Origin of the sequence: Nocardia cyriacigeorgica (assembly GCF_010858045.1) — a bacterium.
Lineage (GTDB): Bacteria > Actinomycetota > Actinomycetes > Mycobacteriales > Mycobacteriaceae > Nocardia > Nocardia cyriacigeorgica_E.
Genome location: NZ_JAAGVC010000016.1, coordinates 34,943 through 55,764, shown reverse-complemented (window position 1 = coordinate 55,764; position 20,822 = coordinate 34,943). Strand labels below are relative to the sequence as shown.

Annotated in this window: 20 protein-coding genes and 1 pseudogene; 11 read left to right on the top strand and 10 right to left on the bottom strand. The window is 69.3% G+C overall.

Going from position 1 to position 20,822, the window contains the following annotated elements:
* Positions 1–31: 31 nt before the first annotated feature.
* From GV790_RS16155 to GV790_RS16135, 5 genes are all read right to left on the bottom strand, one after another.
* Complete coding sequence (locus GV790_RS16155; RefSeq protein WP_163814175.1) at positions 32–2,506, bottom strand: FAD-dependent monooxygenase; 2,475 nt, start codon at positions 2,504–2,506, stop codon at positions 32–34.
* 351 nt (positions 2,507–2,857) lie between these two features.
* Positions 2,858–4,117 (bottom strand): bifunctional RNase H/acid phosphatase, encoded by a 1,260-nt coding sequence (locus GV790_RS16150; RefSeq protein WP_175585912.1) that lies wholly within the window; start codon positions 4,115–4,117, stop codon positions 2,858–2,860.
* A gap of 44 nt (positions 4,118–4,161) precedes the next feature.
* Positions 4,162–4,899, bottom strand: a complete 738-nt coding sequence (locus GV790_RS16145; RefSeq protein WP_163814174.1) for a zinc ribbon domain-containing protein — start codon at positions 4,897–4,899, stop codon at positions 4,162–4,164.
* 116 nt (positions 4,900–5,015) lie between these two features.
* A complete protein-coding gene (locus GV790_RS16140; RefSeq protein ID WP_163814173.1) occupies positions 5,016–5,777 on the bottom strand; it encodes an ABC transporter permease in 762 nt (253 codons plus the stop codon).
* Entirely contained in the window at positions 5,774–7,048 is a 1,275-nt protein-coding gene (locus tag GV790_RS16135; protein WP_163814172.1) for a glycosyltransferase, read from the bottom strand. The genes GV790_RS16140 and GV790_RS16135 overlap by 4 nt, the downstream gene beginning before the upstream one ends.
* A 42-nt stretch (positions 7,049–7,090) precedes the next feature.
* On the opposite strand from GV790_RS16135, the gene GV790_RS16130 reads away from it, so the two are divergent.
* The gene (locus GV790_RS16130; RefSeq protein WP_163814171.1) at positions 7,091–9,655 is read left to right on the top strand and encodes a cytochrome P450; all 2,565 of its coding nucleotides are present in this window, start codon (positions 7,091–7,093) and stop codon (positions 9,653–9,655) included.
* 159 nt (positions 9,656–9,814) lie between these two features.
* Here GV790_RS16130 and GV790_RS16125 read toward each other — a convergent pair whose 3' ends face one another.
* Entirely contained in the window at positions 9,815–10,381 is a 567-nt protein-coding gene (locus tag GV790_RS16125; protein WP_163814170.1) for a GlcG/HbpS family heme-binding protein, read from the bottom strand.
* Positions 10,382–10,591: 210 nt separating this feature from the next.
* On the opposite strand from GV790_RS16125, the gene GV790_RS16120 reads away from it, so the two are divergent.
* Positions 10,592–11,761 carry a sensor histidine kinase gene (locus tag GV790_RS16120; RefSeq protein WP_163814169.1) on the top strand — a complete coding sequence of 390 codons (1,170 nt, stop codon included), beginning with the start codon at positions 10,592–10,594 and terminating at the stop codon, positions 11,759–11,761.
* On the top strand, positions 11,758–12,393 hold the full coding sequence (locus GV790_RS16115) for a response regulator (RefSeq protein ID WP_163814168.1): 636 nt from the start codon (positions 11,758–11,760) through the stop codon (positions 12,391–12,393). Before GV790_RS16120 ends, GV790_RS16115 begins: the two co-directional genes overlap by 4 nt.
* 17 nt (positions 12,394–12,410) lie before the next feature.
* On the opposite strand, the gene GV790_RS16110 is transcribed toward GV790_RS16115, so the two are convergent.
* Positions 12,411–13,058: a hypothetical protein gene (locus tag GV790_RS16110; protein ID WP_163814167.1), complete on the bottom strand. Its 648-nt coding sequence runs from the start codon at positions 13,056–13,058 to the stop codon at positions 12,411–12,413.
* Between the two features lie 246 nt (positions 13,059–13,304).
* On the opposite strand from GV790_RS16110, the gene GV790_RS16105 reads away from it, so the two are divergent.
* From GV790_RS16105 to GV790_RS16085, 5 genes and pseudogenes are all read left to right on the top strand, one after another.
* A complete protein-coding gene (locus GV790_RS16105; protein ID WP_163814166.1) occupies positions 13,305–14,063 on the top strand; it encodes a class I SAM-dependent methyltransferase in 759 nt (252 codons plus the stop codon).
* 2 nt (positions 14,064–14,065) lie between these two features.
* Positions 14,066–14,371, top strand: coding sequence for an MGMT family protein (locus tag GV790_RS16100; protein WP_280213463.1), 306 nt, complete (start codon positions 14,066–14,068; stop codon positions 14,369–14,371).
* A 26-nt stretch (positions 14,372–14,397) separates the two neighbouring features.
* A pseudogene (locus tag GV790_RS16095) lies at positions 14,398–14,763 on the top strand (dihydrofolate reductase family protein); the annotation flags it as partial.
* Between the two features lie 33 nt (positions 14,764–14,796).
* Positions 14,797–15,180: a DUF5313 family protein gene (locus GV790_RS16090; RefSeq protein WP_163814165.1), complete on the top strand. Its 384-nt coding sequence runs from the start codon at positions 14,797–14,799 to the stop codon at positions 15,178–15,180.
* Positions 15,181–15,185: 5 nt separating this feature from the next.
* Positions 15,186–15,308: a hypothetical protein gene (locus GV790_RS16085; protein WP_256673336.1), complete on the top strand. Its 123-nt coding sequence runs from the start codon at positions 15,186–15,188 to the stop codon at positions 15,306–15,308.
* A 44-nt stretch (positions 15,309–15,352) separates the two neighbouring features.
* On the opposite strand, the gene GV790_RS16080 is transcribed toward GV790_RS16085, so the two are convergent.
* Both GV790_RS16080 and cobC read right to left on the bottom strand, forming a co-directional pair.
* Positions 15,353–16,507 carry a Nif3-like dinuclear metal center hexameric protein gene (locus tag GV790_RS16080; RefSeq protein WP_163814164.1) on the bottom strand — a complete coding sequence of 385 codons (1,155 nt, stop codon included), beginning with the start codon at positions 16,505–16,507 and terminating at the stop codon, positions 15,353–15,355.
* A gap of 112 nt (positions 16,508–16,619) precedes the next feature.
* Entirely contained in the window at positions 16,620–17,660 is a 1,041-nt protein-coding gene (gene cobC, locus GV790_RS16075; protein ID WP_163814163.1) for an Rv2231c family pyridoxal phosphate-dependent protein CobC, read from the bottom strand.
* Between the two features lie 139 nt (positions 17,661–17,799).
* Here cobC and GV790_RS16070 point away from each other — a divergent pair, with 139 nt between their 5' ends.
* A complete protein-coding gene (locus GV790_RS16070; protein ID WP_375139398.1) occupies positions 17,800–18,297 on the top strand; it encodes a low molecular weight protein-tyrosine-phosphatase in 498 nt (165 codons plus the stop codon).
* Entirely contained in the window at positions 18,297–19,235 is a 939-nt protein-coding gene (locus GV790_RS16065) for an SURF1 family cytochrome oxidase biogenesis protein (RefSeq protein WP_163814161.1), read from the top strand. Before GV790_RS16070 ends, GV790_RS16065 begins: the two co-directional genes overlap by 1 nt.
* A gap of 32 nt (positions 19,236–19,267) precedes the next feature.
* On the opposite strand, the gene GV790_RS16060 is transcribed toward GV790_RS16065, so the two are convergent.
* Positions 19,268–20,089, bottom strand: coding sequence for an SDR family NAD(P)-dependent oxidoreductase (locus GV790_RS16060; protein ID WP_163814160.1), 822 nt, complete (start codon positions 20,087–20,089; stop codon positions 19,268–19,270).
* Between the two features lie 106 nt (positions 20,090–20,195).
* On the opposite strand from GV790_RS16060, the gene GV790_RS16055 reads away from it, so the two are divergent.
* Positions 20,196–20,786, top strand: a complete 591-nt coding sequence (locus GV790_RS16055; protein WP_163814159.1) for a TetR/AcrR family transcriptional regulator — start codon at positions 20,196–20,198, stop codon at positions 20,784–20,786.
* Positions 20,787–20,822: the final 36 nt, after the last annotated feature.

The window sequence follows — 20,822 nt, the reverse complement described above, 5'->3', positions numbered from 1 at the left end:
CACGCGGTTGTCGGACGGTGAACGATCTGTCTCAGATCGCTGACAGCAGCGCCCGGATGCTCTCGTCGGCGAGCAGTTCGGCCCGTTCCGTCGACACCGCCGGTTCCACGTATCCGACGTTGAACGACAGCTGACCGTGGGTGGCATTGGCGGTCGCCATGATGAAACCGCTCACCGACATGCCGGAGACGAACTGCGCCTCCGACAGTCGCCAGGCACCGATCTTGTCCGGGACGTCGTACTGTCCCAGGTAGGTCATGCACAGGTGGCCGGGACCGCGGCTGTCCATCAGCTTCACCGTCGAAGCGCTGGCCGCCACCGACTTCGGGCCGACCGCCTGCAACAGATTCAGCGCCGACATGTGGTCGCGGCGCGCCATCCGTTCGCGGTAGGCGCCGTCGATCTCCCCGGCCAGCTGCCACAGCGACACCCACGGCGCATAGTTCGCCATGGTGGCGATCATGCCCTGGTAGGAACCGACTTCGGCGTCGGAGACCACACCGTCGAGGTGCGAACGGAAGTTCACCGAGCTGCCCACCGTGTACGGCGCCGCACCCGTGGTGCCCGCCTCACGGGCGGCACCCACCAGCAGCGCCGCCGACAGCACCGACTGCAAGCTCACGCCGCGGGCCTCACATCCGGCCAGCAGCGCGTCGAGGCGGTCACCGTCGAGCTTGCGGTGCACCACGCGGCTGCGACGCTGTGCGGGCGGCACCAGGGTGGTCGGTTCCAGCCGCCGCGGTTTGCGCAACTGGGCCAGCTGGTCGCGCAGCTGCGCGCCGATCATCTTGCGAGTCCCGCTGCCGCCCCGGTACTTCGCCGGGAACAGCCGCTCCGGGCCCGGACGCACCGGGCTCACCGGCAGCTCGCCCGCTTCACCCGCGGCGACCTGCAGAATCTGCTTGGCCACCGTCATCGCCGATTCACCGTCGGCGATCGCGTAATGCAGGGTCACCACCAGGTCGGCGCTCTGGCCTGCCGGGTCGGTGATCAGCACCGCGCGGCCCAGCGGGCCCTGCTGCCAGTCGAACGGCTCACGCAGCTCGACCTCGTCCGTCTCGGACAGCCAGGCGTCGGGATCCGCGGATTCCACCACGCGCAGCGGCAGCGGACGATCGGTGGGCACGAACTTCGGTTCGGTGCCATCCGGATTCGCCGCGATCGCGACCCGCAGCAGCGGATGTCGGCGCTGCACTTCGTCCAGACCCGCGCGGATCTGCTCGGCGGTGACGGTGCCGTGCACCCGCACCCGGGACAGGATGTGCAGCGGCGCGAGCTGATCGGCGATCCAGTGCCAGCGCTCCATCGGGGAGAGCTCGCGCGGCAGGTCGACGCTCGGGCCGCCGAGTTCCGGAAAGCCCATGGGCTTGGCCAGGTTGTTCAGAAAGAACGCCTCCGGCGCGCGGCGGAAGTAGGCGTCGCGCACCGCGACGGCCTTGTCGTTGCCGGTCTGCTCGACCTTGGCCAGCTGAGCCGAGCCGTTGACGAACATGGCGCTGCGATCGGCGCGCAACTGCTCGTAGCGGCGCAGCCCGGCGATCGGATCGAGCGAGTTGGCCAGCGTGTGCGCGAGGACGACGGCGTCTTCGATGGCCGAGTTCGCGCCCTGTCCCAGACTGGGCAGCATCGGATGCGCGGCGTCACCGAGCAGGGTGACCCGGCCGCGGCCGAGTTCGGCCAGCGGCGGCCGGTCCTGCGCGGGCACGGCCAGCACATCCGACCATTCGGTCTGCTCGATGCAGGCGCGCACCTCCGGCGCCCATCCCGCGTACAGGCGCAGCAGGTCGTCCTTGGTGCCCTGCCAGTCGGCGGCCTCCTCGCCCGGCATGGTCATCGTGCCCCACCAGTACACCCGGCCGTGGCCGATGTCGTGGATGCCGAAACGCATTCCGGTGCCCCAGTAATGGGCCGAGGCGCCACGCGGAACGCGGGGATGCTCGAACGGGATACACGCCAGCCAGCACACGAAATTGCCCGGTCGCGGCTCGGACCGGCCGTGCAGCTGGGCACGCACCATGGAGTGGATGCCGTCGGCGCCGACGAGCAGGTCACCCTCGGCTTCGCGACCGTCGGCGAACTCGACCCGGACCCGATCACCGTCATCAATGAAACGCGTGGCCTGGGCCCCGGTGAAGGTCGGCGTGTCACCGATCGCGCGCACCAGCGCGGCATGCAGATCGGCGCGATGCAGCGCGACCGCGGGCGCGCCGAGCCCGGCGTCGAGCTTGTAGACGGGCAGCTCCCGGATCAGGGTGCCCTCCGGCTTGCGGAACTGGAAGGTCTCGACGCGGCCGCCGCGTTCGAGGAGTTCGGTGTCGAGTCCGAGATCGAGGCTGCGCAACGCGTTGATCCCGTTGGCCTGTACCGAAAGACCGAATCCCTGCGCCCGCAGCTCGGGCCCCGCCTCGTAGAGCTCGACCCCGAACCCGGCATGTCGCAATGCGGCGGCAGTGGTGAGTCCGCCGATCCCCGCCCCTAGTACAACTACCTTGATCGGACTGCTCATCGAACCTGCACTCTCGTAGACCACTAGGCAGCACAGCGCGGATTCATTTTCGAAACCGCTGGTGAGCAGCATTACTCGCCGATCGTCACCCCCGACAGCGCTGACCGGGAAACCAACACCCTTCCCCGATCAGACAGGCCGGACGGGACGCCTGTGCCTGACCGGTCCGAAGCGTACCGCGATCCTCTAAATTCGACCAATGCAACCGGTATTCGCTCGCCAAGGTAATTGCCATGCGCAATTACGTTGGAGTTCGGCAGGATTCGCCGCGCACGCTGGGGATTAACCAATCCTCCAAAACAACACGCCGAGCCGCGTGAGGGCACCCTATGTCAGTTGCCTCGGGGCGAGTTATAGATAGCTCGTATCGTTGACCAGACGCACCGACGAGCCGCCGTCCGGGTAGAACTCGGCGATAGACAGCGACGCCAGGTCCAGATGCAGCCGGTAGAGCAGCGACGGCCCTACCCCGAGCGCGAGTTGCAGTAACGTCTTGATAGGTGTGACATGGCTCACCACAACAAGATTTGCGCCCGGATAGAGCGCGACGAGATCGCGCCGCGCCGCCTCGACCCGCTCGCGGACCTGGTCGAAGCTCTCCCCACCCGGGGCGGGCAGCGAGGGATCGCCGAGCCAGGCCGAGTGCAGTTGCGGATCGCGCTCGACGGCCTCGGCGAAGGTCAGCCCTTCCCAGTCGCCGAAATCGGTTTCGATGAGACCGTCGCAGACCTGCATCGGCACCCCGAGCGCGCTCGCCGCCGCCTCGGCGGTTTCCTGAGCGCGCCCGAGCGGCGAGGAGATCACCGCGGCGATATCGCCCTTGGCGGCCAGCATCTTCGCCGCCCGCGCCGCCTGCTCCCGGCCGAGTGCGGTGAGCGGCGGGTTACCGCGACCGGAGTAGCGGCGTTCGACCGAGAGCTCGGTTTGGCCGTGGCGCAGCAGCAGGAATCGAGTGGGGCGGCCACTCAGACCGGTCCAGCCGGGCGGTGGTTGCTTGGCGGTCACGAGCGGTTCGCGCGGGCTTTGCGATGCTGTCGCCGAACTTTCGCCGAGCGGCGAGGCTTCGCGGCCTTCTTCGGTCCGGACCGGCTGTTCGCGTTCGATGCCTGCCGCCGACCCCGCGCCGGAGCCGGCCGGGTCGCCCGCACCACCGAGCGCGGTGGGCGCATGGCCGGCCTCGCGCGCGGTGCGCACCTCGTCGACCAGCCCGCCGTCGTCCATCGCGACATTGGCCAGCCGGTCGGCGTGCGCGTTCTCCGCGCGTGGAATCCAGTGGAAGCTCACCCGATCGAACCCGGCGACCAGGCGTTTGGCCCGGTCGGCCAGCGGGATCATGGCCGCGTGCTTGACCTTCCAGCGGCCCGACATCTGCTCGACCACCAGCTTGGAATCCATCCGCACCGTCACCTCGCGGGCGCCGAGTTCGGCGGCCGCTTCCAGGCCCGCGATCAGCCCGCGGTACTCGGCGACATTGTTGGTGGTGACGCCGAGGAATTCCATCCGTTCGGCGAGGATGCGGCTGTGGCCGGCGTCGAAGACGACGGCACCGTAGCCCGCGGGGCCGGGGTTGCCGCGCGAGCCGCCGTCGGCCTCGACGATCACCTCACGCACGGACACCACCGTCACCTCCTCGCTTCGATCTCACCGACCCGAACTCACAGCCCCGACTCTTTGGTCCGGACCATGATCGCGCCGCACTCCGGGCACCGCACCACGACCTCGGGAGCCGTTTTGGCGATGCGAGCGATCTCGCCGCGGTCGAGTTCGATCCGGCACGCTCCGCAGCGGCGGGCCTGCAGCAGCGCGGCGCCGACGCCGTGCTGGGCGCGTTGCCGGTCGTAGATGGTCAGCAGCTCGTCGGGGAACGCCCCGACCAGTTCGGCGCGATCACGGTCGCAACGGTCCTGCGCGACGTTCAGGTCGGCCACGGCCTCGTCGCGGGCGCGCTTGGCGGTTTCCAGATCCTCGTCGGCCTTGCTCAGCCGGGCGCCGGCGTGGTCGTGGTCGGCGGCGGAGGCCTCCCGTCGTTCCATCACCTCGAGCAGATCGTCTTCGAGCACCGAGCGGCGCCGCTCCAGGCTGCCGAGTTCGTGCTGGAGCTCGGAGAGCTGTTTGGCGCCGACCGAACCGGAGGTCAGCATGGCGCGGTCGCGTTCCTCGCGCTTGCGCACGGCCTCGATCTCGCCTTCGAGTTTGCGGATATCGCGGTCCAGGTCGTCCAGCACGATCTCCACGGCCACCGCGGCGTCCTTGTGCGCATTGCGCTCGGCCTCGAGCCGGTCGACCTCCTGCTGCTCGGGCAGTACCGTGCGCCGGTGCGCGATACGGGTCAGCTCGGCGTCGACGGCGGCGAGCTTCAGCAGCTTGGCCTGGATCGGTGGTTCGACATTCAACGCGGACAAACTCCTGACAACGCTGTGGACGGATAGAAGCTCAACCGTACCGCGCCGACCAGCCGATACCCGCCACCCGCTGGGAACGGCCATGAACCGGGTGCCGCCGCGGGCGGTCACCGCCGGGCCAGTGCCGCGAACTGCACGCTCGCGCCGAGGAATCCGGCGACCCCGAGACCGACACACCACGCCACCGCGATACCCGCGTGGGCGCCCGTGCCGGTGCCGTCGAGCAGTCCGCGCACCGTCTCCACCACCGGGGTCGCCGGTTGGTGTTCGGCGAAGCCGCGCAGCCAGCCCGGCATGGTGGAGGTCTGCACGAACGCGCTGGAGATATAGGGGATGAACATGATCGCGTAGGTGAGCCCGCCCGCCGCCTCCGGATTCTTGGCGACCAGGCCGAGCGCGACCGCGATCCAGCACACCGCGGTGACGAACAGCGCGATCATCAGCGCCGCCGCCAGCCACCCCAGCGGACCGGCGTCGGGCCGATAGCCGAGCACCACGGCCACCGCCACCGCGATCCCGATCGCGACCATATTGCGCGCCACGCCCTCGGCGACGTGACCGGCCAGCACCGCCTGCCGGAACATCGGCAGCGTGCGGAACCGGTCGACGCTGCCGTTGGTCATATCGGTGGAGACGCCGGTGGCGGTGATGGAGGAGGCGAACCCAGCGCACAGCAGCATGATGCCGGGAACCACGTAGTCCAGGTACGGTCCCCCGACGTTGATCGCGCCGCCGAACACATAGGTGAACAGCAGCATGATCAGGATCGGCATCAGCAGCGAGATGATCAGCGTGTCCCGGCTGCGCAGCGTCTTGCGCGCGCTGCGCTGGAACATGGTGGCCGTATCGGCGAGAACGTGCCCGATCACCGGCCCGCGGCCTCGATGACGTCGGCGGCCCGCGCACTCGCACCCTCGGTGATCAGTGTTTCGGCGAACGCACGCGCCCGGGCCGTGTGCCCGGGCGTGAGCACCGACCGCAGCTTCTCCTCGAGCGCCGCCGCGGTGAGCCGGGTGAATCGCAGATGCCCACCGACCCCGAGCCGCTCGACCTGCCCGCCCCACATGGGTTGTTCGAACGACACCGAGCACACCAGCGTCGGCAGCCCGGCGCGCAGACTTTCGAACAGCGTCCCGACACCGCCGTGGTGCACCGCCGCGGCACAGCGCGGGAAGACGACGTCGTGCGCGAACGGCCCGACGACTTTGACGTGCGCGCCGACCTGGGCGTCGACGTCCAGATCGCTCCACCCGACGCTCACCAGCGCCCGCACCCCAAGCCGCGCCGAGACCTGCGACACCATCGCCAGCACCGAGGCCATATCGCGGATCGGCATGCTCCCGAAGCCGAAGAACACCGGCGGATCGCCCGCCTCGACCCAGGCCAGTATGTCGTCGTGATCGCCGGCGAGCTCGCCCACGGCCGCGCGGGTCTGCTGGTCGAGGGTGAGGAAGCCGGTGAACGGCCTGCGCGCACCCCACTCCTGTGCCAGTCCTGGCACCAGCGCGGGATCGTAGATCTGGATCTCGGGCACCTTCGCCGCGGCCAGCACGGCGGCGGTGCTCGCATACGATTTCGGCAGGCCGAGGCGCCCGCGCAATTCGTTCAGGTAGCGCGCGAAGACCACCCGCCGCAGATTCTCGGCCAGCACCCAGGTGGCGCGATTGACCAGAGCGGGCGGATCCCAGTGCGGTGGCAGCGCGCCAGGGAACGGATACCGGCTGCTGTAGCGGCACGGGTAGTAGTGCACGCTCACCAGCGGTACGTCCATCGCCTCGGCCACCGAACTCGCGCGGTCCTCGGTGACGGTGGTGGCGACGATCAGTTCCGCGTCCGCGCAGACGTCGATGACTTCCTGATTCATCTGCGCCGCATACCCGGCCATCTGGCGTCCCACCAGCTGCATCAACCGGAACGTGCTGCCCGCCGCCAGCGCCCGCTGCCCTTCGGGCGAACTGTAGAGCTGTTGAATGTCGGGACCGCAGGCACGGGCGGTGAGCCCGGCGTCGGTGACGAAGTCGACCAGATTCGGTGGGGCGCCGATCAGCACATCATGTCCGCGGCCTTCGAGTTCGCGCGCCAGCGCGACGATCGGCTGTACGTCGCCGCGGGTTCCCGTGAGCGGGATGGCAATCTTCACTCGCGCTTCTTTTCACTCGTGGTGCCTCGGTACAGTGACATTGTGCACATCGCGATGTTCATGGATTACCACCCGGCCACGCTCGGTGGTGTCCAGACCGCGGTCGATTCGCTCTGCCGGGGGCTGGAAAACGCAGGTCATCGCGTCACGCTGGTCGTCGCGCCGCTCGCGGGCGCGCGGGTCGAATCCGCCGCGAACGTGGTGGAGCTCGAAGCCGTTCCGGTCGCGGTGAACGGTTTCCCGATGGTGCTGCCGAGCAAGCGCAATGCCCGCCGCATCGATGACGCCTTCGCCGCCCGCGGCCCGGTCGACGTGGTGCACACCCACACCACCTACGGTGTCGCCATCGCCGGCATGAAAGCCGCACGGCGGCATCGCCTTCCGCTGGTGCACACCGCGCAGAGCCGTGACGACGCGTTCCTCGAGCGCACCTCCCCCGCGCCCTATCCGGCGGCACTGGCACTGCGCACGTTGCACGGACGCTTCGTGCCGCACCGTCATCACATGCCCCATCGTGCGGAAAGCCGTGCGGCGCGCCATGCCTGGTGGACCATCTCCGCGCAGGCCCAGGCCGCTGACCGGGTGATCGCGCCCACCAGGCATTTCGCCGATCTGCTCGTCGATCACGGCGTGACGCGGCCCCTGCGGGTGGTGTCCAACGGCGTCGACGACGCACTGGTCGACAGCCGCTCCGGAGCGGACTACTCCCATCCCGAATCCGGCCCGTTGCAGCTGATCTGGTGCGGCAGGCTGTCGGCGGAGAAGCGGCCGCTCGAAGCGATCGACGCGGTGCGCGGCACGCCCGGCTGCACCCTGGACATCTACGGCGAGGGCGATCAACGCGACGCCGTTGCCGCCCGCATCGCAGAATACGGACTCGCCGATCGAATCCGGTTGCACGGCAGGGTCACTCAGCGCGAATGCCTGAACGCGATGGCCAAGGCCGACGCGCTGCTGTTTCCGTCGTCGGGTTTCGACACCCAGGGGATGGTGCTGCTGGAAGCCGTCGCGGTGGGGCTGCCCGTCATCTACTGCGATCCCGATCTGGCCGAATCGGTGCCCGTCGGCGGCGGGATGCGCACCGGCGATCCTTCGGCGAAGGGGATCGCCGAGACGCTGACCCGGCTGGCGGCCGATCGTGCCGCACTGGCCGAGATGCGCGCGGTGCAGTCCAAGCACAGCGACGGTGTGCGCCAATCGCGGCAGATCGGCGCGGTAACCGAGGTCTATCGCCAAGCGATCGAGGAGGTCGCGGCCAGCCCGGAACAGGCGATGCCGCGCAGTCTGACCGATATCCCCACCGCTCCCGGCGGCCTGCCGCTCGTCGGGCACAGTCTGCGCGCGCTGCGTGACGCACCCGGATTCGTGACCTCGCTGTCGGAGCTCGGGCCGATCGTGCGGCTGCACTTCGGCCAGAAGACCGGCTACCTGCTCACCACCCCTGATCTGGTGCGTGAGGTCGGGTTGGGTGAGGCGGAGTTCAATCGCGAGGATCTGCGCGAGGCGATCAAGGACGTGGCGGGCGGCTCGGTGAATGTGCTGCGCGGCGCCGAACACAAGCTGCGCCGCCGGATGATCGCGCCCGCCCTGCGCCAGAGCAGGCTGGCCGAATACACCAGGGCCGCAGCCGATATCGCCGAGGCGTGGTCGTCGAGCCTGCCGTCGGGCAGCACGGTGAACCTCATGGACGAGGCGCACGGGCTGGTGCTCGACACGGTGTCCTCCACCCTGTTCAAGGCCAGTTTCAGCGATTCGGCCCGCCGCGAGATCCGCGACAATGTGCCGTGGCTGCTCAGCCAGGTCATCATCCGCACCGCCATGCCACCGCAGATCCGCAGGCTGCGGCTGATCGCGAACTGGCGGTGGGAACGCAAGTCCAGGCATCTGCGCGGCGCCATCGGCGACGTGATCGCCGAATACCGCCGCCGCGACGAAGATTTCAACGATGTGGTCTCGGCGCTGATCCGCCACCGCGACGACGAAACCGGCGCAACGCTGTCCGACGAGCACATCATCGACGAGGCGATCCTCATGCTGGCCGGCGGTGTCGGCTCGATGGCCTCGCTGGCCGGCTGGCTGTGGCATGAAGTGATGCGCAGACCCGAGGTCGCCGAACGGCTCTACCGCGAACTCGACGAGGTGGTCGGCTCCGGGCCGGTGCGCGCCGAGCACATCCATTCCTTGCCCTACCTGAAGCAGGTCGTGTCGGAGACGATTCGCTTCTGGGGTCCGTGGATCAGCGCAGCGACCGCCGACGGCGACGTCACCATCGGCGGCGTCACCATCCCGGACGGCACCGCCGTCATGTTCAGCCCGTACATGGTGCAGCACGACAAGCGCTACTACCCCAACCCCGAAGCCTTCGACCCCGACCGCTGGTCTCCCGCCCGCGCCGAGGAGATCGACAAGAAATCCAGCCTGTCGTTCGGCGTCGGCCGGCGCCGCTGCCTCGGCGACCACTTCGCCATGCTGGAGATCACCCTCGCCTCGGCCGCGTTCTTCGCCAGGTGGAAGCCCACGCCGGACCCGAATTACGTGGTGCGAGCGTCGAATCGGGATTTCGTGCTGTCGCCATCGGCATTGCCGGTGACGCTGACGCCGAGGTAGACGCCGCAAGCGATCCGGCCGCTCTCCACTGCCCTACGACTGTGCAGGTGCGCGACGGTCTGCGGGGGCCGGTTACGCGACGGATGGTGAGCGGATTGCCCGGTGGATGTCCGCGGTCGGTGCTGCGACGTCGGAAGCATGCGCCGCGTTGGCGATGTATCAGTCGCGCAGGGTCTCCACACCCGCCTGCGCGAACTTCTCGTCCAGATCACCGCTGGGCGCACCAGCGACGCCGATGCCGGCGATCGGCGAGCCCTCAACCGCGACCGGGGCGCCGCCACCCAGGAACAACGTGCCCGGGATATCGGCCAGATGCGGTGCCGAATCGAGGCGCTCGGCCAGTGTCGAGGTCGGGGCGTTCCAGGAGACGGCGGTGTAGGCCTTCTTCTCGGCCGACTCGTAGGACTGCGGGCCTGCGCCGTCGCCGCGCAGCATCACGATGGTGTTGCCGTTGCGATCCACCACGGCGACGCTGACGCGCTGATTCTCCGTGCGGGCGGCGTCGAGTGCCGCCTGCGCCGCCTCGGTGGCGGCGTCGATGGTGAGGTGGGCGCTGTGGGTGATGTTGCCCGCGGCGGTATTCACCGCGACGGGCGCCACCTGCGCCTGCTGCGGGGCATCGGCGTCGACGGAGACGATGCCGATCGTGCCCGCCGCGATGGCGGCTACGGCGGCGCCACCGATGGCGATCCGGGTGCGGGTGGCCAGGGTGCTACGCGAGTTCATGGGGGTCTCCTCGGCTCGGGTGAACGGCGGTCGCCATTCGGTTCACCATCAATCCTCGGCGTGGGCCAGGTGTTTGCCATCGGCTCCGCGGCTCGTCTCGCGCCGCTGTCCGGCCGATACCCGGGTCATCCGATCGGTTGACTCCGCCACCGCGACCCGCACGGCAGAATGAATGTGTTTGCCCAGTTCGACGCGATAGAGGAGGTGGCGATGCCGGCGGTGTCCACGACCGATCAGGGCGAGGAACGCGTGCTCGCCATCGTCATGCACGCGACGTTCTACGTGTTGCTGGGCGCCTCACTGGCACGTTTCCTGATCCGTCATCCCGGTAGTCCACAGTCCGGCTGGGTGTTGGCGCTGTCCGGTCTGCTCGCGCTGTTGTACGTGGCCGGCGCGCCGGGTGGCCGGCGCGGGACCGTGTGGTTCGCCCTGCTCGTCGCCTGCTGGGCGGTGCTGGTGGTGCTGGCGCCGAGCTTCGCCTGGTGCGCGGTGCCGTTGCTGTACACCGGGTTTCGCATTCTGCCCGTGCGCGTCGCGGTCGGCCTGGTCCTGGTGCTCACCGGGCTGGTGGTGCTCACGCAAGTGCGGTTGGCGGGCTGGGGTGATCCGAATCTGTTGCTGGCCCCGCCCGCGGTGGCCGCGGTGACCACGGCGTTGTTCGTGCAGATGCGGCGCCAGACCGTGCGCCAGGCCGGCCTCATCGATGATCTGCTGCGCACCAGGCGGGAACTCGCGGCCACCGAACGCCGGGAAGGCACCCTGGCCGAACGGCAACGCCTCGCCAACGAGATTCACGACACCGTGGCGCAGGGGCTGTCGAGTCAGCGCATGCTGCTGCAGGCCGCCGATCGGATCTGGGACAGCGATCCCGCACGTGCGCGCTCCCATGTGCGCACCGCCGCGACCGTCGCCGAACGGAATCTCGCCGAAGCCCGCCGCTTCGTGCACGATCTCGCGCCCGCCGATCTCGCCGCGACCGGTTCCCTGGATGCCGCCCTGCGTGCCCTGGCCGAGCGGGAGAACTCCGCGGATCTCGAGGTGCGCTACGTCATCGACGGCGCACCCGTGGCGCTGCCCGGCCGGATCGAAGCCACCGTGCTGCGTATCGCCCAGGGCGCGCTGGCCAATATCCGCGAGCACGCCGCCGCCCGCACCGCCATCCTGACCCTCACCTATCTCGACGATCAGCTGTTGCTCGACATCGCCGACGACGGCCGCGGATTCGACCCCGCCGGCGCGGACGGTTCCGCCCACGATCGTGGCTACGGACTGCCCGCGATCCGGGCCCGCCTCCAGCAGCTCGGCGGCACCCTGACCATCGAGTCCGCGCCCGGTGAAGGCACCGTCCTGACGGCCGCGATCCCCCTGGAGCGTCCATGACGAATCCGACTGTCCGCCTGCTGATCTGCGATGATCACGTCGTCGTCCGAGCCGGGCTGCGGGCACTGCTGGACAGCGCGCCCGATATCGAGGTCATCGGGGAGGCGGGCAGCGGCGCCGAGGTGGTGACGCTGGCCGGCGCGCTACACCCCGACGTGGTGTTGATGGATCTGCAGCTCGGCGGGGAGTTCGACGGCGTGGAAGCCACCCGCCGGATCAGCGCGCTGCCCGAGCCCCGCCCGCACGTGCTGGTCCTCACCACCTTCGACACCGACGCCGACATCACCCGAGCCATCGCCGCTGGCGCCACCGGCTATCTGCTCAAAGCCGAGCCGCCGGAGGAACTCTTCGCCGCCATCCACACCGCCGCCGCCGGGCGCACCGCTCTGTCCGCGCCGGTGGCAGGCCGGGTCATGGCCCGCATGCGCGACCCGCGCCCCGGGCTCACCACCCGCGAAACCGACATCCTCGCCCAGCTCGCGCACGGCCTCGGCAACCGGGAAATCGCCAAGGCCCTGCACATCAGCGAAGCGACGGTCAAGACCCACCTCGGCCGCATCTACGCCAAACTCGGCGTGGACACGAGAGCGGCCGCGGTGGCCGTCGCCAAGGAACAGCGCCTACTCGGCTGACACCGCTCCCACGATCGTCACGCTGCGACGGTGTGCTGGATGGTGACGTTGCCGAAAGAGTTGCGCGCGTACACCCGCAGCACGTCCTCGTCCCGGACGGTCTTGTCGATCGGCTCCATCAGGTTCTGCACGGTGCCACACAGTGCGCGGGTCTCCAGCCGGGCGGCGACACCGGGTCGGATGCCGATGTCGAGGCTGCCCAAGGAGGTTTCCAGCCGCAGCACACCGTGCGATGCCTCACCGATCCTGATGCTGCCCAGATCGGTTGCCGCCGTGACCGATCCGCGCGGGCGCTCGACGATGATGTCACCGGCGGACACCTTCACATCGCATTCACCGAGGTCACCGGCACCCAGCACGCGGCCGGCCGCGGCGGTGGCGGCGAGCCGTGAACCGGCGGGCACCTCGATGGCGACCTGGATCGAGGGGCAGCCGCGGAACCGGGTGAAGTCGCGCCAGCCGCGCGACTGCTGCTTCACCGTCAACTTCCCGGCGACGACATCCACCCGGATCTGCTCGGCTGCGCGTACGTCATCTTTGTCGGCCGGATCCGTCGGCCGGATCTGCACGACGGTATCGGTGCGCTCCGACGCGGTGACGGTGATATCGCCGCAGGCCACGTCGATGTCGACGGCGATGGGCTCGGGAGTCTGGAAGGTAGGCATGGGTTCTCCTCGGGTCGATTCACCCCGGATGCGTTATATGTAGATGTATACGTATAACGACCGGCTGAGGTCGACTATACGTAGATGTATACGTACACGCAAGGTTCCCTGTGGACCACAGGTCGCGCGGATTTCGTTCTCCGGTGCGACAGCTACCCGGAGGTCCCCAGCCCGCAGGGTGAGCGCCCAGCCTGATCAGGAGAAACCCGCTGGCCTCCGGCCGGGCTCGGAAGGCATGATGCGCTCATGCGGCGAACATTCGAGGAGCTCGTGGCCGAGGCAGCGGCCGCGCCGGTGGCGGGCTGGGATTTCTCCTGGCTGGATGGTCGGGCGACCGAGCAGCGCCCGAGCTGGGGCTACCAGCGGCTGATGAGCGCGCGCCTAGCGCAGGCCGCCGCGGCGCTGGACATCCAGACCGGCGGCGGCGAGGTGCTGGCGGGAGCCGCGACCCTGCCGCCGGTCATGGCCGCCACCGAATCCTGGCCGCCCAATGTCGCCAAGGCCACCGCACTGCTCCGCCCGCGCGGCGTGGTTGTCGTCGCCGATCCCGACGAACCACCACTCCCGTTCGCCGACGCTGCCTTCGACCTGGTCACCAGCCGCCATCCCGCCACCGTGTGGTGGACCGAGATCGCCCGCGTGCTCGAACCCGGCGGCACTTACTTCGCTCAGCACGTCGGCCCAGCGAGCGCGTTCGAACTCGTCGAATACTTCCTCGGACCGCAGCCGGAATCCGTGCGGCGCAGACGTCATCCCGATGCGGAACGCGCCGACGCCGAAGCCGCAGGCCTGCACGTGGTCGACCTGCGCTTCGAACGGCTTCGCATGGAGTTCTTCGATATCGGCGCCGTGGTCTATTTCCTGCGCAAGGTGATCTGGATGGTGCCGGGCTTCACCGTCGACGAATACCGCGATCGCCTGCGTGAGCTGCACGAGCAGATCGACACCGAAGGCCCCTTCATCGCGCACTCCACCAGATTCCTCATCGAAGCCCGCAAGGTGTGAGCGTGGAGTTTCGCGCGGCAGCCGGCCCGATCGTCGACGACGTCCGGGAGGCGGTGCTCGCCATCGCCCCGGGGACCGTCGCCTCCTACTCCGATATCGGCCGGGCGATCGGTGCCCACCCACGGCAGGTCGGACGGGCGATGAGCCTGCTCGACGACGGCGTGCCGTGGTGGCGGGTCGTCCATGCGGACGGCACACCGGCCTCCTGCCACGGCGGCACCGCACCGGAACGGCTCGTCCGCGAGGGCATCCCGATGCGCGGAGCGCGCGTGGACATGGTTCGGGCGCGAGCCGCACATCCGCGGTGAAGCGCCGGCCTCACGATGCCGAGGATCTGAGAGACCCATGGGTCACCAGGATGCGGAACCTGCCGGCCACGGTGGTGTCGAGCACATTGACCGGGCCGCTCGATTGGCCGGATGCCACCGTCGTGCCCGGCGATGCCGTCGACATCGTGGCGCGGCTCAAAGAATCCGATGTGCCGTTGCGCTCGCACGGCAGCCTGTCGATGAACCGTGCCTTGATGGCCGCCGGTCTCGTCGACCGCCTCCAGGTGACGATATTCCCCGTGATCACCGGCCGGACCGGCAACGACTCCGTCTTCGACGGCGCCGACGACTTCGACCTCGAGCTGATCGAATCCCGCACCCTGGACGGCAACATCCAGGAACTCATCTACCACCCGACCCCGCACCGCTGACGCCGTGCACCGGCCCGGCGTTACGCTCGGTGGGTGAGCAGCGCCCCGGCAACACCGAGCTTCACGCAGCGGATTCGCTACGTCTGCGGCGCAACGCTGCCCGCGTCGATGCGCGACTGGGTGATCGATGACCTCACCGGGCCCGGGGCCGCGCGCCGGTACCTGACGCGCATCCTGGTGCCGATCATCGTGCCGTTGTGCCTGTTTCTGCTGATCCCCGGTCCGCTGTGGATGGGATTGGCGATGATGGCGCTGTTGTACCTGCCGCTGATCTATTTCACGGTCGCGTTGATGTATGTGTACCGGCGGCATCGGCTGGCCAAGCATGGCCTCGACCCGGCGCTGGCCGATGCTCGTGAACGCCAGAAGGGTGCCGCCGAACGCGAGGAGTACGAACGCCGGCACGGGCGGATGTGACGCCGATGCGCATCGTCGACGACGTGCTGGCCATCGCCCGGGGCGTCGTCGCCTCCTACGGCGATATCGGGCCGGACGATCGGCGCTCACCCGCGGCAGGTCGGACGGGCGATGAGCCTGCTCGATGACGGCGTGCCGTGATGGCGGGTCGTCCCCTATCGAAGCGCCGGCCTCACGATGCCGACACAGTCCACGGGTCCGTGCGCAACGTCGACACGCGCGTCTCCAGGTCCGGAAGCTCTGCTCGCACAATAGATTCGGCCTGAGCGCACCAGGGGAACTCGGTGGCCCAGTGCGCGGCGTCGATCAACGCGGGACCGTGGCGGCGCAGGTGTTCGTCGGCGGGGTGGTGACGCAGGTCGGAGGTGAGATACGCATCGACCTTGCGGCGGGTGACGGTGTCCAGATACGAATCGCCCGCACCACCGCAGACCGCGACGGTCTGGATGAGTCGTTCCGGATCACCGGCTGCCCGCACTCCCCACGTGGTCTTCGGCAGCGCGGCGGCGGCACGAGCGGTGAAGGCGCGCAAGGTTTCCGGCTCGGGCAGGGTGCCGATGCGGCCGATGCCGAGACTGCCGGGCAACGGCGCACGTTCGGTGAGGTGGAAGGCCGGTTCCTCATAGGGGTGGGCGCTGCGCAGCGCGGCGAGGACGGCGCCGCGGGCGGCGGGTGGGGCGACGAGTTCGATGCGGTCCTCGTCGACGTATGCGATCTCACCGATGGCGCCGATGGCCGGATCGGCGCCCTCCATCGGCCGGAACTGGCCGATCCCCGCCACTTTCCAGGCCGCCTCCCGATACTTGCCGCTCGCACCGGCACCGGCCGCGAACAGCGCAGCGAGCACCCGCTCGGTATCGGTGCGCGGCACCTGCACCACCCACTTGTCCACGGCGGCAGCAGGTTTCGGATCGAGCGGCCCGGTGACGGTGAGTCCGAGCGTTGCGGCGAGCGCGTCGGAGACGCCAGGGTCGGCCGAATCGGCGTTGGTGTGCGCGCTGAACAACGCGCATCCCGAACGGATCAGCCGATGCAGCACTGCGCCTTTGGGCGTATCGGCGGCGACACTGTCCACCCCGCGCAGCAGCAGCGGATGATGCACCACCAGCGCCTGCGCACCCCACTCGATGGCCTCGTCGACGACGTCCGCGGTGGCGTCGACAGCGAAGACCGCCCGCCGCACCGTCTCCGCCGGATCACCGCACACCAAACCCACCGAATCCCAGGGTTCGGCCAGCTTCGGCGGGTAGGCCGCATCCAGCACCTCGATGAGTTCCGCCAGCGTCGTCACCGCTCCACCTCCATCGTCCGATTCGACCGGTGCCATCATCTCCTGTCGCGGCTACCCGCCCGCAGCGACGTCCCGCCGCGGAGAACAACCAGGCCGCCCGATATCACGTGTCGCCCGAACACCCTCCCTGCACCCGGCGACGGAAACGTCACCGTCCCTCCGCCACCAGGATCGCCTCGATCAATCGGTCCACCTCGGCAGCTCCGCGCACCGCTACCCGAAGATGATCGGCGTCAAGGCCAGGGAAGGTGTCGGCGCGGCGCACCGCTATCCCGTTGTCCGCGAGATGTTTACGCAGCAGCGCGCCGTCGCGGACCCGCAGCAGCAGGAACGGCCCGGTCGCGGGGGTGTGGACGGTGACCCCGATGGCTGTCAGTCGCTCGATCATCGCGGCGCGGTCTCGCGCGATCCGCTCGGCCAGCGCTCGCGTCTGCGCCATCGCCTCGGGTTCGGCCGTCGCCGTGATCGCCTCCAGCTGCAAGGTCCCCAGCGGCCAGTGCGGACGTCCGCGGTCGAGCCGGGCGAGCTGGTCGGGTGCGCCGAGAACGTAGCCGCAACGCAAGCCCGCCAGGGCCCACGTCTTGGTGAGGCTGCGCAGGACGAGGACGTCGGGCATGGATTCGGCCGCCAGCGACTCGGGCTCACCGGGGACGGCATCGGCGAAGGCCTCGTCGACGACGATGACGCGCCCGGGCCGACGCAGGGCGCGGATGGTGTCGGCGGGGTGCAGAACCGAGGTGGGATTGGTGGGGTTGCCGAGGACGACGAGGTCGGCGTCCTCGGGCACCTGCTCCGGATCCAGGGCGTAGGGCGGCGGCAGCACCACCCGAGTCACGGCCACACCGGCCTCACGCAACGCCAGTTCCGGTTCGGTGAACGATGGATGCACCACCGCCGCCAGCCGTGGCGCCAATCGGGGCAGCATCGCGAACCCCTCGGCGGCGCCGGCCAGCAGCAGCACTTCGTCGGGCGCGCGTCCGTGGCGGGCGGCGACGGCTTCCCGGGCCGCGAGCTCGTCGTCGGCGCTCGGATAGCGGCCGAGTTCGTCGAGGCGGGCGGCCAGTCGGGCGCGCAACCAGTCCGGTGGGGCGCTGCCCTGCACGTTCACCGCGAAGTCGAGCAGCCCCGGGCGGGCCTCCACGTCGCCGTGGTGGCGCAGTGCGGCGAGGTCGATGCGGTCGGCGGACACGACATCACACCCTACGTGCCGGATCGGACGCCGCCCCGGCCGAGATTGCCCAGTCGGTCGCTTGACCGATCCAGCAGGTCGGTACCTTGGTTTGCGTGTTCTCCATGGTGTGCGCTCCCCACGGTGATCGATGATGTCGATGCCGCTCGAGCTCGTCTTCGTGTGTACGGGCAACATCTGCCGCTCCCCGATGGCGGAGAAGATCCTCGCTTCGCACCTGTACCGGGCGGGGCTGGCCAACCGCGTCCGGGTCAGCAGCGCGGGCACCACCGCCTGGCACGCCGGTGCCGACGCCGACCCGCGGACCAACGCGACCTTGCGTCGCCACGGCTACCCGACCGGCCACGTGGCCGCCGTCTTCGGTGACGGACACCGTGACGCCGATCTGGTCATCGCCATGGACTCCGGCCACGACCGCGAACTCGCCCAGCTCGGTATCCCGACCGAGCGGCGCAGGCTGCTGCGCAGTTTCGATCCCGACGCCGACGGCCTCGACGTACCCGACCCGTACTACGGCCCCGACTCGGGCTTCGAACTGGTCCACGATCAGATCGAAGCCGCCATCCCCGGCCTGCTCGACTGGGTGCGCCTGGCCCTCGCCGCCGCACCGGAACCGATTGCCGACGGAGGACGCTGATGCGCCGGTTGGCGTTTCTGCTGCGACCCAGCTGGCTGATCTTGGCCGTGCTGGTCGCCGCGTTCGCCTACCTGTGTTTCACCGTGCTCGCGCCGTGGCAGCTCGGGAAGAACACCGATACCTCCGAGCGCAACCAGCTCATCGCCGAATCGGTGGACGCCGAGGCGGTCGATGTGACGACGGTGTTCGACGGTGACGCGACCGAATGGCGTCGGGTCATCGCCGAGGGCACCTACCTCCCGGATTCGACGGCACTGGTGCGGTTGCGCCACCTCGACGGCGCGCCCGGTTACTCCGTGCTCGCCGCGTTCCGGCTGACCGACGGCCGCATCCTGCTGGTCGACCGCGGCCTCGTGGGCGCGATCGAGGGCTCGCGGCCGCCGCGGGTCGAGCAGCCGCCGACCGGCACCCAGCGCATCGAGGCCCGGATCCGGCATTCGGAAGGCGTGAGCGCGGACAAGCTGCCGACCGTGCAGGACGGTTACCGTCAGGTCTATTCGATCGACACCGGCCAGGCCGCCGAGGTCCTCGGATTGCCGATCACCGCGCTGCCCACCGGCGACCGCGGCGGCTACCTGCAACTCACCGAGAACCAGCCCGGCGCCTTCACGCCAACCCCGCTCCCCCAGCTGGACGCGGGCCCCTACCTGTCCTACGGGCTGCAGTGGCTGGCCTTCGGCATCATGGCCCCGCTGGGCCTCGGGTATTTCGTGTATGCCGAGATCCGGGAACGTCGTAAGGAGCGCGCGGCAAACGCGCCTGCGGAAATCGTCGCGGCGGAGCCACCGGTCGGCGAATCCGGCGATACGCCACGCAAAGGCACGAGCACGGCGAGCGAGACGTCAACCCGGGGTGCGGCTGCCACTTCCGCGTCCGCGCCGGACCGGATGTCCACCGAGGCGCGGCTCGCAGACCGGTACGGGCGCACCCGCAAGTAGCTCGCGCCCGCAAGTTGCTCGCGGCCGCACGCTCAGCCGGGCGCCATCCGGCTGAGCTGCTCCCACTCCCGATAGCCCTGTATCCTGGCCGATTCCAGCTCCAGAACCTGGTCGAAGGATTTTCCGCCCACGATGATCCGCCGCGGCGGGTCGGCCATATACGCCAGTTCCAGGATCACCGGTGCCGCCGTGCTCGGCTCCGGTCCCGCATCCTCGCCCCACATCTCGGCCAGTTCGGCGCGCAGGGTTTCGTACTGCGGCGCCGGCTCGGTGGCGGTGGTGCCCGCGGTGAACAGGCCGGTGGAGTAGCCGCCCATCTCGACGATGGTGACCTCGATACCGAATTGCTCGACCTCCATCGCCAGCGCGGCGCTGACCGCATCCACTGCGACCTTGCCCGCACCATAGAAGCCGACGGAGGCGAAGCCGCCCACACTGCCCATGGAGGTGATCTGCAGGATTCGGCCGCCGCCCTGCGCGCGCAGATGCGGAATCACCGCCTGCGATACCCAGACGGCGCCGAAGAAGTTCACGTCCAGGTGGGCCCGGATCTGCTCCTCAGTGGCCTCCTCCACCATTCCGTACAGCATTCCGCCCGCATTGTTGACCACGACGTCGAGCCGGCCGAATGCCGCCACGGCGCGCTCGACCCCGTCGAAGACCGCGGCGCGATCGGAGACATCGAGCGAGATCGGCACCAGATCGCCCGGGTACTTCTCGACCAGATCGTCGAGTGGCCCGATCGTGCGGGCCGCGGCGACCACCCGGTCTCCCGCGGCCAGGGCCGCCTCGGCGAACGCCCTGCCGAGGCCTCGTGAAGCACCGGTGATGAACCACACTGTGGCGGTCGTCATATCGCCCTCCTTCTGTTCGAGACGGTCCGTCTCGTCTCGATAAGAGTGGAGGACGGTCAGAGTTTTGTCAAGACGGACCGTTCCGTCTCGGTGCTAATCTGTGCGCATGCCCGAGTCCGAGAAGAATTCCCGGCGTAGCGAACGCTCCCGGCAGGCGATCCTGGCCGCCACCCGCGAGCTCATCGACGAGGTCGGCTACGCGAAGACGTCCATCGAGGCCATCGCGGCGCGCGCGGGCGTCGGCAAACAGACGATCTACCGGTGGTGGCCGTCCAAGGGCGCGGTGATCTTCGATTCCTTCCTCGCGCTCAGCGAAGGAACCGATAACGACATGACCCTTCCCGACACCGGCGACCTCCGCGCCGACCTACGCCAGGTGATGCGCGCGACCGTCGCCGAATTCGCCGACCCGGCCTTCGAGAAACCGATCCGGGCGCTCAATTCCGAGATCATCAACGACCCGAGCCTGGCCGAGCTGTACCGCGACAAGCTGGCCCGCCCCGTCGACGAAGCGAAGAAGGCGCGCCTGCGCAGCGCTCAGGATGCCGGGCAGCTCGCCGCCGACGCCGACCTCGACCTGGTGCTGGAGGTGCTCTATGCCCCACTGTTCCAGCGCTGGCTGCTCCGCACCGGGCCACTGACCCGCGAATACGCCGACTCCCTCGTCGACCTCACCCTGCGCGCCTTCGCACCCTGAACTCGCCACGTCCGGTCGCATTCCATCTGGCAGGCC

Coding starts and splice junctions, on each gene's coding strand:
- GV790_RS16155 (WP_163814175.1), bottom strand. CDS start 2,506: ATGAGCAGTCCGATCAAGGTAGTTGTACTAGGGGCGGGGATCGGCGGA.
- GV790_RS16125 (WP_163814170.1), bottom strand. CDS start 10,381: ATGAACTCGCGTAGCACCCTGGCCACCCGCACCCGGATCGCCATCGGT.
- GV790_RS16120 (WP_163814169.1), top strand. CDS start 10,592: ATGCCGGCGGTGTCCACGACCGATCAGGGCGAGGAACGCGTGCTCGCC.
- GV790_RS16115 (WP_163814168.1), top strand. CDS start 11,758: ATGACGAATCCGACTGTCCGCCTGCTGATCTGCGATGATCACGTCGTC.
- GV790_RS16110 (WP_163814167.1), bottom strand. CDS start 13,058: ATGCCTACCTTCCAGACTCCCGAGCCCATCGCCGTCGACATCGACGTG.
- GV790_RS16105 (WP_163814166.1), top strand. CDS start 13,305: ATGCGGCGAACATTCGAGGAGCTCGTGGCCGAGGCAGCGGCCGCGCCG.
- GV790_RS16085 (WP_256673336.1), top strand. CDS start 15,186: ATGCGCATCGTCGACGACGTGCTGGCCATCGCCCGGGGCGTCGTCGCC.
- GV790_RS16080 (WP_163814164.1), bottom strand. CDS start 16,507: ATGGCACCGGTCGAATCGGACGATGGAGGTGGAGCGGTGACGACGCTG.
- GV790_RS16070 (WP_375139398.1), top strand. CDS start 17,800: ATGCCGCTCGAGCTCGTCTTCGTGTGTACGGGCAACATCTGCCGCTCC.
- GV790_RS16065 (WP_163814161.1), top strand. CDS start 18,297: ATGCGCCGGTTGGCGTTTCTGCTGCGACCCAGCTGGCTGATCTTGGCC.
- GV790_RS16060 (WP_163814160.1), bottom strand. CDS start 20,089: ATGACGACCGCCACAGTGTGGTTCATCACCGGTGCTTCACGAGGCCTC.
- GV790_RS16055 (WP_163814159.1), top strand. CDS start 20,196: ATGCCCGAGTCCGAGAAGAATTCCCGGCGTAGCGAACGCTCCCGGCAG.